The organism is Mycobacterium sp. 20KCMC460 (assembly GCF_022179425.1).
Lineage (GTDB): Bacteria > Actinomycetota > Actinomycetes > Mycobacteriales > Mycobacteriaceae > Mycobacterium > Mycobacterium kiyosense.
Genome location: NZ_AP025524.1, coordinates 5,267,376 through 5,284,105 on the forward strand (window position 1 = coordinate 5,267,376; position 16,730 = coordinate 5,284,105).

Here is a 16,730-nt window from a genome sequence, read left to right on the forward strand (position 1 = left end):
ACGGGGACCCGTGCCAGAGAAAAAGATTCGGTGCCTGGTAACCGGCGCCACCGGTTACATCGGAGCCCGCCTGGCGCCACGCCTGCTCGACGACGGCCACCAGGTGCGTGCGCTAGCACGTAACCCGGACAAGTTGGCGCACGTGCCGTGGCGCTCACGAGCCGAGGTGGCCAAAGGTGATCTGGGCGATGTCGACTCGCTGATCGTGGCGTTCGAGTACGTCGACGTCGTCTACTACCTGGTGCACTCGATGGGCGGGTCCGGAGATTTTGCGGCCGCCGAGGCCGAGTCGGTGCGCAACGTGGTGACCGCCGCCCGGCGCTCCGGAGTCCGGCGGGTGGTGTACCTGGGTGGCCTGCACCCCGAGAACGGTCCGCTCTCGCCGCACCTGGAATCACGCCGGGCGGTGGGTGAGCAATTGATCGACTCGGGCATCGAAACGGTCGTTCTGCAGGCTGGGGTGGTAATCGGGTCCGGGTCGGCGTCGTTCGAGATGATCCGTCATCTCACCGACCGCCTGCCGGTGATGACGACGCCGAAGTGGGTGCACAACCGGATCCAGCCGATCGCGGTCAGCGACGCGCTGCACTACCTGGCCGCCGCTGCGACCGCGTCGGTGCCGGAATCCCGGACCTGGGATATCGGCGGCCCCGACGTGCTCGAGTATGGCGACATGATGCGGACCTACGCCCAGGTCGCCGGACTGCGCCGGCGCCGCCTGATCGTGCTGCCGTTCCTGACGCCGACCATCGCCAGTCTGTGGGTCGGTACGGTCACCCCGATCCCGCCCAAGCTGGCCCGGCCGCTCATCGAATCGCTGGAATGCGATGCGGTGATGCGCAATTCGGACGTCGACGACATCATCGACCCGCCGCCGGGCGGCCCGACCGGCTACCGACGAGCCGTCGAACTCGCGCTGGGTGGCGCGGCGCGTGGTCAGGTCGACGCCGACTGGGGCTCGCAGCCCGCCGAGGCGCTGCCCAGCGACCCGGACTGGGCCGGCGAGATCGTCTACACCGATACCCGGACCGTCACCACCGCGTCCGCACCCGACGACGTATGGCGCGCGGCCGAGCGCGCCATCACCGACCCTGGCTGGCAGGTGGTGGCGCGGGAACCCGGCCGGGTGCTGCGGCTGCGCGGCACCGAGCGCTCGCCGGGCCAGGCGTGGCTGGAGCTCGCAGTTACGCCGAACATCGGCGGCGGAACGACCTACACGCAGCGGTCGACCTTTGTGCCCAGCGGGATTCCCGGGCGGGTGTACTGGTTCGCTTCGTGGCCGGCGCGGGTCGCGGCGTTACGAGAGCTGACCCGCCGGGTGGTCAGACCCCGAACAGCGGAGGCAGTGCAAGCACCATGATCAGGCCCCAGAAGAAATGGGTCAGCATCGGCGCCAGCACCCCGCCGGTGGCGCGGCGCTCCAGCGCGCACACGGCGCCCAGGATGATCGCGGCGAACCCCAGCATCGGGTTACCGCTGGCCAGGGTCGCGAACACGTACAGCACCGTGGAGATCACCAGCGGGTAGCGCCGGCCCAGCGCGGTGAACAGGGCGCCGCGGAAGAACATCTCCTCGGCCACTCCGTTGATCACCGTGATCAGCACCACCAGCAGGAACGAGCCCTGATGGCTGAGCAGCAGAACCCGGGTGATCAGGTCGGACACCGGCGGTATCTCCCGGGCAATCAGGCCGCCCAGCAGGAAGGCGCCGCCGAGCAGCAACCCGATGCTGGTCCCGGTGATCACCGGACGCTGATTGCGCCCGCGCCAACAGATGCCACCGAGGTGCAGCGGCCCGGACAGCCAGGCGCCGCCGGCCCACACCACCGCCAGCAACAGCGTCAGCCAGTAGAAGCTCGTCTCACCGGGCGAGGTGCGCAAGGTGAAGCCCAGCGTCACCGCACCGAGCACCAGCGTGACGGCGACGACGACGCGCCGCCGCAATATCAGCGCGGGCGGTTCGTGATGGGGCACGGCGACATTGGTGATCGCGCGGCGAAACTCCTGCGCCGCGCTGACACGGTGCGGGGTGGCGGTATCAGTCATGCAAAGCGGACCTTCGGGGTCAGGGCGAGCAGGATGTCCAAGCTGGTGCGCAGCGCGCCGGCCAGCGGGCCGGGAACCGCGTTCACCAGACGCAGCGTAGGCCGCACGACAGCGGGTGTCACCGTCCCGGCCAGCCGGCGGATACGCAGCGCGTCGCCGCCGGCCCACCCCGGGTCGGTGTCGGCCAGATGATGCGGGTCGGACAGCGCGTTGACGGGCCGGGCCGGTTCGTTCGGGTGACCGGACAGGGCCAGCGCGATCGCCTCGTCGGGGCCCAGCAGGCCGCCGGGGGGCTTAGGCACCAGTGCGGTCAGGCCGGTGCCCGAGGCGCGCATCGGATGATCCAGCGACTCCACCAGGTCACTGGCCAAACCGCTGGGCACCGGCAGGGCCAGCGTGGTGAACAGCGAGGCGATCGACGTGTCGATGTGCGGCACCCGCCAGGCAGCATGCCAACGGCCCGATATGTGGGCGTATTTCTTGAGCAGCTCGCGGTACGACGTGGTCTCGGGGCCACTGATGTCGTAGGCCCCGGCCGGCACCCGCGCGGCGTCGGCCGCTGCGACCAGGTAGTACAGCACGTCGCGGATCGAGATCGGGTCCAGGTCGTTGTGCATCCAGCCCGGCATCGGCATGACCGGGAAACGGTCGCCCACGTAGCGCAGAATCTCGAACGACGTGGATCCCGCCCCGATGATCAGCGCCGCACCCAGCCAGACCAGGTCCGGCCCGCCCTCGACGGTGAGCGCGTGGGCGACTTCGGCCCGGCTGGTCAGGTGCTCGGACAGGGTGTCGTCGTCAGGCACGAAGCCGCCCAGATAGACGATCCGCGCTACTTTGGCTTGTTTGGCGGCGTCAGCGACGTTGGCGGCCGAAGCATTGTCGATGTCGCGGAACCCGTCCTGCCCGATCCCGTGGATCAGGTAATAAATCACGTCGATGGGGCCGCCCGCCTCGGTGGCGCCGGTCAGCGCCGCGTGCGTCTGCTTCGGATCCGATGCGTCCAATTGCACCGGCTCAACGTCTTCGAACCAACCGAAATCCTTGAGCCTGACCGGATTTCGGGTAGCCGCCAGTACCTCGTGCCCCTCGGCCAGCAACTCGGTGATCAGCCGTGAGCCCACATATCCGGTGGCACCCGTCACCAGAATCCGCATTTGTTCAACCTATCCGTCGACGATTTGGCCCCCGCAGGCCGCTACGCCCCGACCGCGTTCCCCGATCTAGTACCCCGCCCGGGGCCGGGTGAACCCGGCCAGGTCAGGACGGCGTTGTGAACTTGTCCGGCGGCGAGGACGTGACACAAACGACTCCGGCGCCGCCACCATGGGTCCGGCGTTTTGCCGGGAGTCGGTGCTTTTAGAGTGGTGACACGATGTATTACCTGCTGATCTTGGCGGTCGTGCTGGAGCGGCTGGCCGAACTGGTGGTGTCAAAGCGCAACGCCGCATGGTCGTTCGCTCAGGGCGCCAACGAGTTTGGCCAGCGCCACTATGTGGCGATGGTGACCCTGCATACCGCCCTGCTGGTCGGCTGCCTGGTCGAGCCGTGGGCTTTGCACCGCCCGTTCATCGGTTGGCTCGGTTGGCCGATGGCGGTGGTGGTGGTGCTGTGTCAGGGTCTGCGCTGGTGGTGTATCCGGTCGTTGGGCCGGCGGTGGAACACCCGCGTCATCGTGCTGCCGCACGCGCAGCTGGTCAACCGTGGCCCGTACCGGTTCATGCATCACCCGAATTACGTTGCGGTGGTGCTCGAAGGCGTCGCCCTGCCGCTGGTACACACCGCATGGATCACGGCGCTGGTCTTCACCGTGGCCAATGCCGCCCTGCTGACGGTGCGGTTGCGGGTGGAGAACTCGGCGCTGGGCTACTCGTGAACGACCGCTTCGACACCGACCTGCTGGTGGTCGGCGGCGGGCCCGGCGGCCTGGCCACCGCGTTACATGCTCGTGCGCAAGGACTTTCGGTGATCGTGGCCGAACCTCGGCCGGACCCGATCGACAAGGCGTGCGGCGAGGGCCTGATGCCCGGCGGGTTGGCCGAACTCACCGCGCTGGGAGTCGACCCCGCGGGTATGCCGTTTCGGGGCATCGCCTACGTGAGCGAGCACCGCCGCGCCGAGGCGTTGTTTCGCACCGGCCCGGGCCGCGGCGTGCGGCGCACCACGCTGCACGCCGCGCTGTCGGCGCGTGCCAAAGAGCAAGGCGCCGAATGGATCCGGACCAAGGTGCGGGCAGTCGAACAGGATGCGCACGGGGTGAGCGCCGCCGGCCTGCGGGCGCGGTGGCTGGTCGGAGCGGACGGTTTGCATTCGGCGGTGCGGCGAGCTGTCGGAATCAAGGCCACCACCGGTACCCCACGGCGCCACGGCCTGCGCTGGCACTACCGGGTACCGGCCTTCTCGGAGTTCGTCGAGGTGCACTGGTCGCGCTGGGGCGAGGCGTACGTGACGCCCGTCGAACCGGATCTGGTCGGGGTGGCCATCCTGTCCCGGCAGCGGCCCGAATTCGATTGGTTCCCAACACTTTCTCCTCACCTGCAGGGTGCGGAACGCGGACCCGCCCGCGGCTGCGGGCCGCTACGGCAAGTGGTGTCGCGCCGGGTCGCCGGCCGGGTGTTGCTGGTCGGCGATGCCGCCGGCTACGAAGACGCGCTGACCGGCGAGGGTGTCAGCCTGGCTGTCAAGCAGGCCGGTGCGGCGGTGCGGGCCATCGCCGGGGACGTGCCGCAGTCCTACGAGCGCGCCTGGCACCGCGTCACCCGCAACTACCGACTGCTCACCCGTGGCCTGGTGCTGGCCAGCACGCCGCGGCCGGTACGGCGCGCCCTGGTGCCAGCGTGCGCGCTGCTGCCCCCGCTGTTCGGTTGGGCCGTCAACATGCTGGCCTCGTAACGGGGGCGGGTTACCGCGCCTTCCAGACCGGCTCGCGCTTCTCGGCGAACGCCAGCGGACCCTCCCGCGCGTCCTCGGTGCGGATCAGCGTCTTCATCTCCCGCACCGTGCGGTCCCAGCCAGGCTCGTCGCCGGTGACGACGCCGTCGTCGACGCCGTAGGCGATGCGCTTGCTGGCCTGCACCGACAGCGGCGCGTTGCAGGTCACCCGGGCCGCCAGGGCCAGCGCCGCGTCCAGCACCGGGCCCTTGACCACCTCGTTGATCAGGCCCCAGCGGAGAGCGTCGGCCGCCGACAACGGCTCCCCGGTCATCAGCAGTTGCATCGCCACCTTGCGCGGCAGGTGGTCCATGATCCGGAACACCCCGCCGGCCGCGGCGATCAGACCGCGCTTGACCTCCGGCAGCCCGAACTGAGCCCGCTCGTCGGCCACCACCAGGTCACTGGCCAGCGCCAGTTCGGTACCCCCGCCCAGCGCGGTGCCGTTGACGGCGGCGATGGTCGGCTTGTCGATGAAATGGTGGACGTATCCGGCGAATCCGTACTCCGGGTGATCCGGGTGGTACAGGTTCTCCCGGCGGGCGATGGCCTTGAGGTCCGCACCGGCGCAGAACGACTTGTCGCCCGCGCCGGTGATCACCACCGCCCGCACCTCGGGATCGTGCTGCGCCTCCTCGAGCGCGTCGCCGACGGCAATGCTGACCGAGCCGTTGATCGCGTTACGCGCCTCGGGCCGGTTGATCGTGATGATCATCACATTGCCGCGGCGCTCGGTGAGGGCGCCCGGAGCGTCTGTCACAGCAGCTCGAGGATCGTCGCGTTGGCCTGCCCACCACCCTCACACATGGTCTGCAGTCCGTAGCGAATTCCGTTGTCCCGCATGTGATACAGCAGCGTGGTCATGATCCGGGCGCCGGAGCCGCCCAGCGGGTGGCCCAGCGCGATCGCGCCACCGTTGGGGTTGAGCTTCTTCTCGTCGGCGCCGATGTCCTTGAGCCAGGCCAGCGGAACCGGCGCGAACGCCTCGTTCACCTCGTAGGCGCCGATGTCGCCGATGGACAGGCCGGAGCGCTTGAGCGCCTTCTGGGTTGCCGGGATGGGCGCGGTCAGCATGATCACCGGGTCTGCACCGGCCAGGCAGGCGGTGTGCACCCGGGCGATCGGCTTCATGCCGAGTTCCTTGGCCTTCTCGGCGGACATGAACAGCAGTGCGGCCGAACCGTCGGAGATTTGCGAGGAGTTGCCGGCGTGGATCACACCGTCCTCTTTGAAGGCCGGCTTCAGCGAGGCCATCTTCTCCATCGGGGTGCCGCGGCGGATGCCTTCATCCTTGAGCACGACGTTGCCCTCGGAATCCTTGATGCCGATGATCTGGTCGTCGAAGGCACCGGAATCCTGTGCGGCAGCGGCTTTTTCGTGCGAGTCCAGCGAGAACTGGTCGAGGTCGGTGCGGGAGAAGCCCCACTGCTCGGCGATCATCTCGGCCCCGATGCCCTGGTTGGGAATCTGACCGTTGTAGCGGGACAGGAAACCCTCCGGGTAGGGCCGGCCGCCGTTGGCCAGCGACGCGCCCATCGGCGTGCGCGACATCGACTCGACTCCCCCGGCGACCACGACATCGTAGTGACCGGCCACCACGCCTGCTGCGGCGAAGTGCACCGATTGCTGACTCGATCCGCACTGACGGTCGACGGTCACACCGGGCACGGTCTCGGGCCAGCCGGCGGTCAGCAGCGCGGTACGGCCGATGTCGAGGGCCTGCTCACCGGCCTGCATCACGCAACCCCAGATGACGTCTTCGACCAGGCCGGGGTCGAGGCCCGCCTTGTTGACCAAACCATTGAGTACCTGCGCGGACAGCTCGGCCGGGTGCACACCCGACAACCCGCCGTTGCGCTTGCCAACCGGGGAACGAACTGCCTCGACGATGACTGCTTCAGCCATGGGATGTCTCCTTTGACACGTGTTATTTCCTCCGATTGTCGTCTAAGCACTGCGGCGGGGCGGTGCCGGGGTGCCCGGCCGCACCCTCCGTCGTGGCCCCGGTGTCTACGATCGGGTGGATCCAATGCGCCGCCCCTTCCGCTGGCGCCAACCCGACGAACGGAGCCCTCCATGCCATCGGTCTCCAATCCGGTTCCCGCTCAGGATCTTTCCGGAATCGTGGGCTGCCGGTTCATCTACACCTACGCCAACGGCTGGCAGTATGAGATGTACGTGAAGAACGAGCACACCATCGACTACCGGATTCACACCGGCCACGTCGGGGGACGCTGGGTCAAGGGCCAGCAGGTCGACCTGGTCCAACTCGACGAGGACAGCTTCAAAATCTCGTGGACCGAACCCACCGGCACCTGCGTGGCCGTCAATGTCATGCCCGGAAAGCGGCGACTGCACGGTGTCATCTTCTTTCCGCAGTGGATTCGCGAACACGGCGACCGCACCGTGTGCTACCAGAACGAGCATCTCGACGAGATGCACGCCTACCGCGATCGAGGACCGACCTATCCGATCTACGTCGTGCCCGAATTCGCCTACATCACCCGCTTCGAGCGGGTCGGGACCGACGACGAATCGGTGATCGATTGCGCCCCCGGCGAACTTCCACCCGGCTGGGCCGACCGCACCGACTGAACACCGTTACGCAGTCAGCGCATCAAGTTGTCCGCCGGGACATCGGTGGCTATCGGCTCACCGGGTCAGACGGCGGGGTAACCCACCGTCTTGATCTCGGTGTACTGGTCGAAGCCGGCGATACCGTTCTGGCGTCCCACACCGCTGTCCTTGTAACCGCCGAACGGCGCGTCGGCGGCGTAGGGGGCGCCGCCGTTGACGCCCATGAAGCCGGCCTTGATGCGGCGTGCCACCGCCAGCGAACGCTCCAGCGAGCCCGACATCACGTTTCCGGCCAGTCCGTACTTGCTGTCGTTGGCGATCCGGATCGCGTCCTCCTCGTCGTCGAAGGGGATGACCGAGAGCACCGGCCCGAAGATCTCCTCCTGGGCGATCGTCATCGAGTTGTCGACATCGGTGAAAAGCGTTGGGCGGACGAAGAATCCCTTGTCGAAACCAGTCTCGGCATCGGGTCCGCCGACCAGGGCGGTGGCACCTTCCTCCACGCCCTTGCGGATGTAGCCCATCACGCGGTCGCGCTGCACCTGCGAAATCACCGGGCCGCACAGGGTTCCGGGATCCTGCGGGTCACCACAGGTGACGTTCTCGTAGATGCTCTTGAGGATGGCCACGCCCTCCTCGTAGCGGGATCGGGGCAGCAGCATCCGGGTGGGGTTGGCGCAGCCCTGCCCGGCGTGCATGCAGGGCGCGATGCCGATGGCGCAGGCCAATCCGAAATCGGCGTCTTCGAGCACAATGGTGGCCGACTTGCCACCGAGCTCGAGGAAGAGCCGCTTCATGGTCGCCGCGCCCTTTTCCATGATCCGCTTGCCGACCACGGTCGAGCCGGTGAAGGAGATCAGGTCGACCTTGGGTGAGAGCGTAAGCTCTTCACCCACAAAGTGATCCGACGCGGTGACGACATTGACCACACCGGCGGGGATGTCGGTCTTCTCAGCGATAAGGCGACCCAGCCGGGTCGCGTTGAACGGGGTGTTGGGCGCCGGCTTGAGAACGACGGTGTTGCCGCTGCCAAGTGCCTGGCCGAGCTTGTTGACGGTGACCTCGAACGGGAAGTTCCATGGCACGATGGCGCCGACCACGCCCACCGGCTCGCGCCAGACCTTGATGGTGGTGTTGGCTCCGGTCAGGCTGATCACCCGGTCGCCGAGGTCGGTTTCCCAGGCGTACTCGTCGATCAGCCGGGCCGGGTACTTCAGTCCGTCGGCCAGCGGTGCGTCCAACTGGGGCCCGAAGGTGATGGCCCGCGGCGAGCCGACTTCGAGGATGAGCTCCTCACGCAGCTCTTCCTTCTCCTCTTCGATGGCGTCGTGCAGCTGCAGCAGACAGCGCTTACGCAACTCCTTGTTGGTCGACCAGTCGGTCTCGTCGAAGGCCCGCCGGGCGGCGTCGATAGCCCGGTGCATGTCCTCCTTGGAGGCGTCGGCGACCTCACCGAGGGGCTCCTCGGTGGCCGGGTTGATGTTGGTGAAGGTACCGGCCTGGCCGTCGACGAGCTTGCCGTCGATCATCATCTTCGGCTCGAAACGGACCTTTACAGTTTCAGACATACCTGTCACTCTCTTCTGACTCGTGCGAAGGGCTATGGAGAGCCTTACCGGAAACTAGCCGATTGGCAAGTTTCCCGCTGCTGCGGGGTCCGCTACCGGGGGTCGAACAGCACCGGAACCGAGGTAGGAGACCGGAAGACCTGCCCGCGGATGTGCGGGTCGTCGCCGTCGGGATCCAGGCGCAGGTTGGGCAGCCGATCGAGCAGCAGGTTGATCGCGGTGCGCATTTCCAGTCGCGCCAGGTGCATGCCCAGACAGACGTGCACGCCGTGGCCCCAGCCCAGATGCGCCCTGGCCGGCCGGTGGATGTCGAACTTGTCCGGATCGGGATAGCGGTCCTCCTGGCGGTTGGCCGCGCCCAGCATCGGCATCACCGTCGCCCCCGCCGGGATCGCCACTCCGCCGAGTTCGGTGTCCCGGGTCGCCACCCGGGTGATCGTCAGCAGCGGCGATTCCCACCGCACACCCTCTTCGATGGCCTGGGGCAGCAGCGACCGGTCTGCCCGGATCGCCTCCAATTGCGCGGGGGCGCAGAGCAGCGCCAGCAGCAGGCTGCCCAGCGAGCGATACGTCGTCTCCACTCCGGCGGGCAACAGCAGTCGCAGGAACGAGAAGATCTCCTCGTCGGCGAGCTTCTCGCCGTCGATCTCCGCCGCCCCCAGAGCGCTGATCAGATCGTCCTTGGGCTCGGCGCGGCGCGCCTCGAGGATGGGCGCGAAGTACTCACACAGCGCGGCCGCGGCCGCGAGGCCGCGCTCGGGGTTCATCAGCCAACTCAGCAGCGAGATCGACCAGCGCTGGAACTGCGGGTAGTCCTGCTCGGGTAGGCCCAGCAAGCCCGCGATGATCTGGCTCGGGTAGTCGAAGGTGAACTCCTGCACCAGATCTGCCCGGCCGTTGGGCGCGAACTTATCGATCAGGCTGTTGGCCACCCGGGCGACCAACTCGTCTTGATAGCGCGCTAACGACTTCTGCGAGAACGCCTTTGACACAAGTGAGCGGAGCCGGCCGTGCACGGGCTCGTCCATGCCGAGCATCACCCGTTCGCCCAGTACCGGCCCGAACGCCGCGATGACGGCCGCCGAGGAGAAGGTTTCGTTGTCGCGCAACATCTGCTGGATGTCCTCGTGGCGGTACACGATGAACATCGGCAAGGATTCCTCGTGCGGAAGCGCGCCTGAGGTTTCCAAACGTTGCACCGGCTGCTCGCGGCGCAGTCGCGCCAACTCGGTGTAGGGGTCGCGGACGTCGCCGGAGATCGCGTCGTCGAAGGCGCCGAAGTCTTCCAGGTCGTCGAAAAGCTGTTCCACTGCTGCTCCTTCTAGTCCTTTTTCGACCGCGCGGCCAGCCGCTGCAGAATCGGCTGTGGGATGACCCGGGCGGCGAACACCATCGCTTTTTGAGCTGTCGTCAGGGGCCACGCCCCGTCCCGCATCGACCCCTGCCGGGGAATGCCCAGTACCACCCGGGACACCTGATGCATTCCCGATGCCGGCAGAATCCTGTTGGCGGCCAGCAACATCGACGCGTCCGGCCCCACCCCGCGGCGGCGGAACGGCTTGGTGTCGGCGAGAGCTTTGAGCAGGCCGTCGGTGAATCGTTCGGGCGGCCTGGCGAATCGGATCGCGAACCGGCCGCGGGTGTTCATGGTGGTGTGCAGCCGCGCGTAGGCGCCTGTGAAGTCGCGCGCGTCGATGGTGCCGGCGTCGGTGATGATCTCGGTGTCGTAGGTGCCGGCCACCAGCACGGTGACGCCGAGGCCGAACGGCGCGATCTCCACGGCCATCGACTCGCCCCACCGTTCCAGGGCGCCCTTGGCCGCCGAATACGGAGCGGTGCCGGGTTGCCCCCGCACGCCGGCCGCACTGGACACCAGCACGATGCGTCCCCGGCCGGCCGCCCGCATCGTCGGCAACAGCGCCTGGGTGAGCGCGACAGGACCCAGCACGCTGGTGGTGAACATGTTCTGCCACAGCGCCATATCGCTCTCCTCCACCACCCCGGCGGCGGAGATTCCGGCGTTGTGCACCAGCGCGTAGGGTGCGCCCACCGACTCTTCGATCGCTTTGGCCGCCGCGGTGATCGAGGCGGGGTCGGTGAGGTCGAGCTGGACACCGATCAGTCTGTCGTCGTCCTCGGTGGCTCCGGTGGCCTGTCGCAGCAGTGGCAGCCCGCGGTCGGGTGTGCGCATGGCGGCGATCACTCGCCATCCTTCGCGGTACAAGCGCACCGCCGAGGCGAACCCCAGCCCGCGTGACGCGCCGGTGATGACGACGGTGCGCGGCTCAGCCATTGTTGCCCGGGGCCGCACAGGCGCCTTGGCCGGGCGGCGGCGGTTCGACGTGCGGACGCCCGTTCGGCTCTCCGCTCGCCCAGGTCGACCAGATACCCACCGAGTACGGGCCCTGCGCGCCGGCCTTCTCGTAAAACCCTTGCGGGTCATACACTTTGGCCTCAGGATACGGCCACGGACAGGCGACCGAAGTTGCCGCATGGCTGACCTTGATGACCCAGAACCAGGCGCCGTAGGCGAAATAGGACACGTTGATGATCGCGAACATCACCAGGAAGGTGGCCAGTACCGGCCTGCTCGGGAGGATCTTGGCCTTGGCGGCGAGCTTCTCTGCGACCGACTTTCCGGTGTCGTCGCGGTAGCAGAGTATCGCGGCGGGCACCATCACGAACGTCACCGAGAGCGACTCCCAGATCAGCGGGAACTGGAACGTCGTACCGGTGAACACCGAGCCCCACGGGATCACCTGCGAGTAGATGTACATGCCCCAGTGGATCAGGGTGTTTTCCAGAAAGGCATCGAAGACGAACCCGATCCCGCATGCCAGCATCCCCAGACACACCAGCGGGTGCCGCGAGACGAATGCCTCGGGTCCGTGCTTTGCCTGCAGTTTGCGCAGGATCCACACCGCCGGGAAGTAGGGGCCGAAGTAGAACATCACGTAGCCGAAGACCACGAACGGTTCGACCGTGGGCGACAAGGACACCAGGGGCCACGATTCCGGCCAGTGCACGAGGTCGGGGTTGTAGACCGCGAACGGCGACCAGTTCATGATCGGGTCCTGCCACACGATCAGCGTGGTGCAAAGGAACATCAGCATCACCGGGCTGCCGGGATTGCGTCGCCAGCCCCTGACGAAGACGATCAACAGGAGGATGAGCGCCACCACTGTCGCGGCATCGAGGAAGGTGATGTAGTCCAGCCCGAACGAGAATTTCACCGGGCGGGGCCGACCCTGCACATTCGGGTTCGCGACGCGCTGGTCAAGGGCCACACGGCAATTCGCGATGAAGAACAGCACGAACGCGGCCAGCGCGGCACCGGCGATCCAACCGCCCCAGCCGCGCTTCCTGGTCCGCCCGGGGTCCTCGGGCCGCTCGGCGGCGACCAGCGATTGGTCGGTGCTCATCGGTGCCTCACTCTCCGAAGCGGTCGACCAGGTGCGAGTTGACCCCGTCGGCGTCCAGCGTCCGCGCCACCAGGTACCCGGCCCCCATCCAGGCGCGGCGCGTCCATTTCCCGAACGACACCCGGGTGCCGGGCGCGCCCGATGCGGCGGGCAGCATCTTGACCCGCTCCAGCGCTTCCTTGACCCCGCGCGGACTGAGCGGATGCGCGTCGGTGAACGCCCGCACCAGTGTGGCGGCGACGTCGCGGTTCACCACGGTCACGCAGAATTCCGGGCGACTGCCGTTGTACCTCTCCGCGTAGGCGTCGAGGAAGTCCTGCCCGATCTTGTTCGCCTCGTCGTACTGGTCGACGCCGATCCAGCCCAGGAACGCGTTCCACATGATCGGGTTGACCCAGGCGTTCTGCCACGCGGTGGTGGTGAAGCGGGGCGGGTCCCAGTCAACGGCCTGCAGCGCCGGGTTGATGAACACGATCCCGAAGCCGAATCCCAGGTGCACGATCGCCTCGGCCTTCGCCTCGTGCAAGGTCCGCACGGCGTCGTTGATGTCCTGGGCGGTCTGCGCGACCGTGACTTCCGCCACGATCCGAATGCCCTTGCGCCGGCAGGCACTTCGCAGATTCTTCAGGTAGCTCTCCCCGATGAGGCTCTGCTCGACCAGGACACCGATCTGGGTGAGGTCGCGTTTGGCGATGAGGTCGGCGAGAAAGATCGGCTCGTCGGTCATCGACCCCTGCGGGAGTGCGAAGGTCCACTCGCCCAGCCAGTCGTCGGTGCCGGTCACGCTGATCGCCGGAACTTTGAAGCGTTCCTCGATCGCCTCCCGCAACGGCACACAGTTATCGGTGATGTTGGGACCGAAGACCACCAGGCAGCCCTCGTCGACGAGCTCCGCGTACGCATCGATCACAGCTTTGACCGAACCTTTGGGCAGACCCTCGACCTCGCGATAGATCATCTGCACGGGACGGTCCATCAGACCTTGGGCGAGTGCCTCTTCGAAGATCAGGTCGAACGTCTGGGTGAAGGAGGCGAACAGCTCCTCGGGGAAGCCGGGCGGCAGCTTGAAATCCATCAGGTAGCCGACTTTGATCGGCTCCGCCTGGCTTTCGTAGGACATCGACCTCCCCAATCTGCCCGGCGCCGGCACCCGCGCGGGACGAAACCTAATATTTGTTCAGACCCTAGCCGTGGGGCTATGCAGCGTCAATTGCGTGATCCGTCGACCCCGTCCGTCGTGCCGAAATAGACCTCGACCATTTCGGCCAGCGCCCTGCCCACCGCGACATCGTCGGTGAGCGGCCCGGCGATCGCCGCCAGTGCCGCCTCCGGCCTGGTCAGCCCCTCGGCGATCAGCCGTCCCGCCGCGATCAGCACGCGAGTCGAGGCGACCTCGCGCAACCCGCCGGTTTCCAGGCGCCGGATGGCCTGCCCGAAGCGCACCAGCTCGGCCGCGGTGTCGCCGTCGACGCCGGCCTCGTGCGCGACGATCTGCTCCTCGACATCGGCTGCGGGGAAATCGAATTCGATGGCGACCATGCGCTGACGGGTGGAGTCCTTGAGGTCCTTCAGGACGCTCTGATAACCGGGGTTGTAGGACACCACCAGGCCGAATCCGGGCGCCGCGTCCAGGGTCACGCCGAGGCGTTCGATCGGCAGCTGCCGCCGGTAGTCGGCGAGCGGGTGCAATACCACCGTCGTGTCCTGCCGCGCTTCCACCACCTCGTCCAGGTAACAGATGGCACCCTCGCGCACGGCGCGTGTCAAGGGGCCGTCCACCCACACCGTTTCGTCGCCACGCAGCAGGTACCGGCCGACCAGGTCGGCGGTGGTGAGATCGTCGTGGCAGGCGACGATGATCAGCGGCCGGCCGAGGTCGTGGGCCATCGCCTCGACGAATCGCGTCTTGCCGCAGCCCGTCGGGCCCTTGAGGACCAAGGCCAGTCCCTGCCGATACGCGGCTTTGAACACGGCCTCTTCCCGGCCAACCGCTTGATAGTAGGGACGCGCCGGCGCGACTTCGGATCGAGCACCGTTGCGGTAGGCGAGCCCGGACTCGTCGGCCATTGACTTCCTTTCCGTCCAATCCGGCAGCTTAGCCGGAACAGATGTTTGTTTCAAGAGCTCGGTGGATTGTGTCGCCGCGCGGTTCCGGCGTGCCAATTATATTCTGGGCCAAAGCATTCCCTGCGCCACTCACGCGCCGAACCTTCTCGCCGAGCGTCACGCCAGCGCAACCGTGGGCGCCGAGCGTCACGCCAGCGAGACGCCCGACGCGGCGGGAGACGACGCGGCCAACCTCCGCGCGCCGGACTTCGCGCGCCGAACCTTCTCGCCTAGCGTCACGCCAGCGCAACCGTGGGCGCCGAGCGTCACGCCAGCGTGACGCCCGACGCGGCGGGAGACGACGCGGCGGGAAACGACGCGGCGGGAGACGGCGCGGCGGGAAACGCGCGGCGGGCCTCCGCCGAACGCAACGCGGACCTGAAGAGCGGTCCAACCACGCCCGCGAGCTGGTCTGGACGCCCGAGGGTCGCATGCGCGGTGCTGCCGAACACGCGGCGCAGCGAGTGCACGTCGGTGCCCGCGCCGATCGTCAGGCACACGCAACCGGTCCCCCGGCGTCGCGCCTCCAACAATGCCCGGCGAGCATCGGCGGCGCCGTAGGCCCGCTCGTAGCCATGGTCGTATGCCAGTCCGTCCGACAGCACCACCAGCAGCCGCCGCGCCGTCCCCCCGCGTGCCTGCAGAACCGTCGAGCCGTGCCGGATCGCCGCACCCAGCCGTGAGTACGCTCCGGGTTCCAGGCTGTTGAGCCGCCGCATCACCCGGGTGTCGAGATGGTCATCGAACCGCTTGACCGGCACCATGCTCACCGCACCGCGGCCCTGCGAGTAGTACGCGTACATGGCCACCCGGTCGCCCAGATCATGCAGCGCCACAGCAAGATTAGCGATCGCCGCCCGCTGTTGCTCGTGCACCGTGCGCCCCACCGTTCCGGGCTCGGCCGCCGACCCGGACACGTCGAGCAGCAGCAGCACCGAAAGGTCACGGCGGCGGCGCAGGCTGTCCAGATAGACCGACTCGTCGGGCGCCGACCCGGCCCGCACCTCGACGCGCGCCTCGACCGCCGCGTCGATGTCGATGTCGTCGCCCTGCGACTGCCGGGCCCGGCGGTGCAGACCCATGCCGAGTCGGGCCAGCGGTCGCCGGACGCTGATGGCGTCGTCGATCGCCTGCGTCGCAGCCGCTTTGATCTTGGGCTCCACCTCACGCACGGTGCACCAGTCGGCCCGGTAGCGCCTGCGCGTAGCGTCCCACTCCGGATACCGTGCGCCGTCGGCCTGCGCGTCGTGGATGCGATCCTCCTCGCTAACGGTCGCAGCCCGCGACGACACCGCCCGCGCGCCGCGCTTGCCGGAGTTGGTGCGGTGGGTGGGGGTGTCAGCACCCGGTGGCCCGCCGGTCCCGTGGGCGGCCCCCCTTCTGGAGGACAACATCTTCTTGAGCCACTTGCCGATGAAGCCGGCCCCACCGACCGGGCTGGTGAACATGTCCGGATCGTCGGAGTCGTCGAACTCGCCGTCGCCCAGCCCTTCGAGTTCGGCCGGGTCCTGGGACTTGCGCGGCACGTGCGGTGCGCTCGCCTGAGCCGGCTGCTTGGCGGTTTCAGCGCAGGCGGCCAGTACTTTCGAGGCGCGGATCACGCCGTACTCCGGCGCCGGATCGTCGATGGCCGTTCGCCCCTCGGCGAGACGCAGTGAGGCGGCCGGCGAATCGCTGTCACCGGGCACCTCACGAGCGGCCAACGGCGCCAACATCTTCGGCAACAAGGCGGCGTTGGCACGCAACGCGCGACTGGCCTCGATCGCCAGATACCGCTTAGCCAGACGCGGGTGGCGGACGAGCGCCCGGACCACCTCGGGGTCCAGGCTGCCCGCCGCGATCAACGACGCCTGCACCGCCACGGCGCGGAGGGCCTCGAGTTTCGCGCCGGCGGCGAGATAGATGCTCTGACCGTCGGTCCACGAATGCTCACCCGGTGGCAGTCGGGCCACGGCTACGGCCCGACCGGCGAGAGCGGACGCGAACATGGCCAGAGCCTGGTCGTCGGGAGCGTCGTCACCCACGCGAACCCCCAGGTATCTCGTTGACCAAATATCTGTTCCAACGTAGAGTCCGGTTCG

15 protein-coding genes are annotated in these 16,730 nt (G+C 67.9%); 4 read left to right on the forward strand and 11 right to left on the reverse strand.

Annotation, left to right across the window (positions count from 1 at the left end):
- Positions 1–10 precede the first annotated feature (10 nt).
- A complete protein-coding gene (locus MKCMC460_RS24180) occupies positions 11–1,360 on the forward strand; it encodes an NAD(P)H-binding protein (protein WP_236977573.1) in 1,350 nt (449 codons plus the stop codon).
- Here the strand turns inward: MKCMC460_RS24180 and MKCMC460_RS24185 are convergent.
- A complete protein-coding gene (locus MKCMC460_RS24185; protein WP_236977574.1) occupies positions 1,323–2,045 on the reverse strand; it encodes a CPBP family intramembrane glutamic endopeptidase in 723 nt (240 codons plus the stop codon). The genes MKCMC460_RS24180 and MKCMC460_RS24185 overlap by 38 nt on opposite strands.
- Positions 2,042–3,202: an NAD(P)H-binding protein gene (locus MKCMC460_RS24190; protein WP_236977575.1), complete on the reverse strand. Its 1,161-nt coding sequence runs from the start codon at positions 3,200–3,202 to the stop codon at positions 2,042–2,044. Before MKCMC460_RS24190 ends, MKCMC460_RS24185 begins: the two co-directional genes overlap by 4 nt.
- A gap of 218 nt (positions 3,203–3,420) precedes the next feature.
- Here MKCMC460_RS24190 and MKCMC460_RS24195 point away from each other — a divergent pair, with 218 nt between their 5' ends.
- Positions 3,421–3,921 (forward strand): isoprenylcysteine carboxyl methyltransferase family protein, encoded by a 501-nt coding sequence (locus MKCMC460_RS24195; protein WP_236977576.1) that lies wholly within the window; start codon positions 3,421–3,423, stop codon positions 3,919–3,921.
- Positions 3,918–4,937 (forward strand): NAD(P)/FAD-dependent oxidoreductase, encoded by a 1,020-nt coding sequence (locus MKCMC460_RS24200; RefSeq protein ID WP_236977577.1) that lies wholly within the window; start codon positions 3,918–3,920, stop codon positions 4,935–4,937. Before MKCMC460_RS24195 ends, MKCMC460_RS24200 begins: the two co-directional genes overlap by 4 nt.
- A 10-nt stretch (positions 4,938–4,947) precedes the next feature.
- Here MKCMC460_RS24200 and MKCMC460_RS24205 read toward each other — a convergent pair whose 3' ends face one another.
- Together MKCMC460_RS24205 and MKCMC460_RS24210 are read right to left on the reverse strand one after the other, a co-directional pair.
- On the reverse strand, positions 4,948–5,736 hold the full coding sequence (locus MKCMC460_RS24205; RefSeq protein ID WP_236977578.1) for an enoyl-CoA hydratase-related protein: 789 nt from the start codon (positions 5,734–5,736) through the stop codon (positions 4,948–4,950).
- Positions 5,733–6,881, reverse strand: coding sequence for an acetyl-CoA C-acyltransferase (locus MKCMC460_RS24210; protein WP_236977579.1), 1,149 nt, complete (start codon positions 6,879–6,881; stop codon positions 5,733–5,735). The genes MKCMC460_RS24205 and MKCMC460_RS24210 overlap by 4 nt, the downstream gene beginning before the upstream one ends.
- Positions 6,882–7,052: 171 nt before the next feature.
- Between MKCMC460_RS24210 and MKCMC460_RS24215 the strand changes: the two genes are divergently transcribed.
- Entirely contained in the window at positions 7,053–7,571 is a 519-nt protein-coding gene (locus MKCMC460_RS24215; RefSeq protein ID WP_236977580.1) for a phenolic acid decarboxylase, read from the forward strand.
- 65 nt (positions 7,572–7,636) lie between these two features.
- Here MKCMC460_RS24215 and MKCMC460_RS24220 read toward each other — a convergent pair whose 3' ends face one another.
- From MKCMC460_RS24220 to MKCMC460_RS24250, 7 genes are all read right to left on the reverse strand, one after another.
- Positions 7,637–9,121, reverse strand: coding sequence for an aldehyde dehydrogenase family protein (locus tag MKCMC460_RS24220; protein WP_236977581.1), 1,485 nt, complete (start codon positions 9,119–9,121; stop codon positions 7,637–7,639).
- Between the two features lie 92 nt (positions 9,122–9,213).
- Complete coding sequence (locus MKCMC460_RS24225; RefSeq protein WP_236977582.1) at positions 9,214–10,431, reverse strand: cytochrome P450; 1,218 nt, start codon at positions 10,429–10,431, stop codon at positions 9,214–9,216.
- A gap of 11 nt (positions 10,432–10,442) precedes the next feature.
- On the reverse strand, positions 10,443–11,414 hold the full coding sequence (locus tag MKCMC460_RS24230) for an SDR family oxidoreductase (protein WP_236977584.1): 972 nt from the start codon (positions 11,412–11,414) through the stop codon (positions 10,443–10,445).
- Positions 11,407–12,543 (reverse strand): spirocyclase AveC family protein, encoded by a 1,137-nt coding sequence (locus MKCMC460_RS24235; protein WP_236977586.1) that lies wholly within the window; start codon positions 12,541–12,543, stop codon positions 11,407–11,409. Before MKCMC460_RS24235 ends, MKCMC460_RS24230 begins: the two co-directional genes overlap by 8 nt.
- A 7-nt stretch (positions 12,544–12,550) precedes the next feature.
- Positions 12,551–13,663: an ABC transporter substrate-binding protein gene (locus MKCMC460_RS24240; RefSeq protein WP_236977588.1), complete on the reverse strand. Its 1,113-nt coding sequence runs from the start codon at positions 13,661–13,663 to the stop codon at positions 12,551–12,553.
- A gap of 86 nt (positions 13,664–13,749) precedes the next feature.
- On the reverse strand, positions 13,750–14,610 hold the full coding sequence (locus MKCMC460_RS24245) for a CbbQ/NirQ/NorQ/GpvN family protein (RefSeq protein WP_238304950.1): 861 nt from the start codon (positions 14,608–14,610) through the stop codon (positions 13,750–13,752).
- A gap of 305 nt (positions 14,611–14,915) precedes the next feature.
- Entirely contained in the window at positions 14,916–16,673 is a 1,758-nt protein-coding gene (locus MKCMC460_RS24250; protein WP_238304951.1) for a nitric oxide reductase activation protein NorD, read from the reverse strand.
- Positions 16,674–16,730 lie beyond the last annotated feature (57 nt).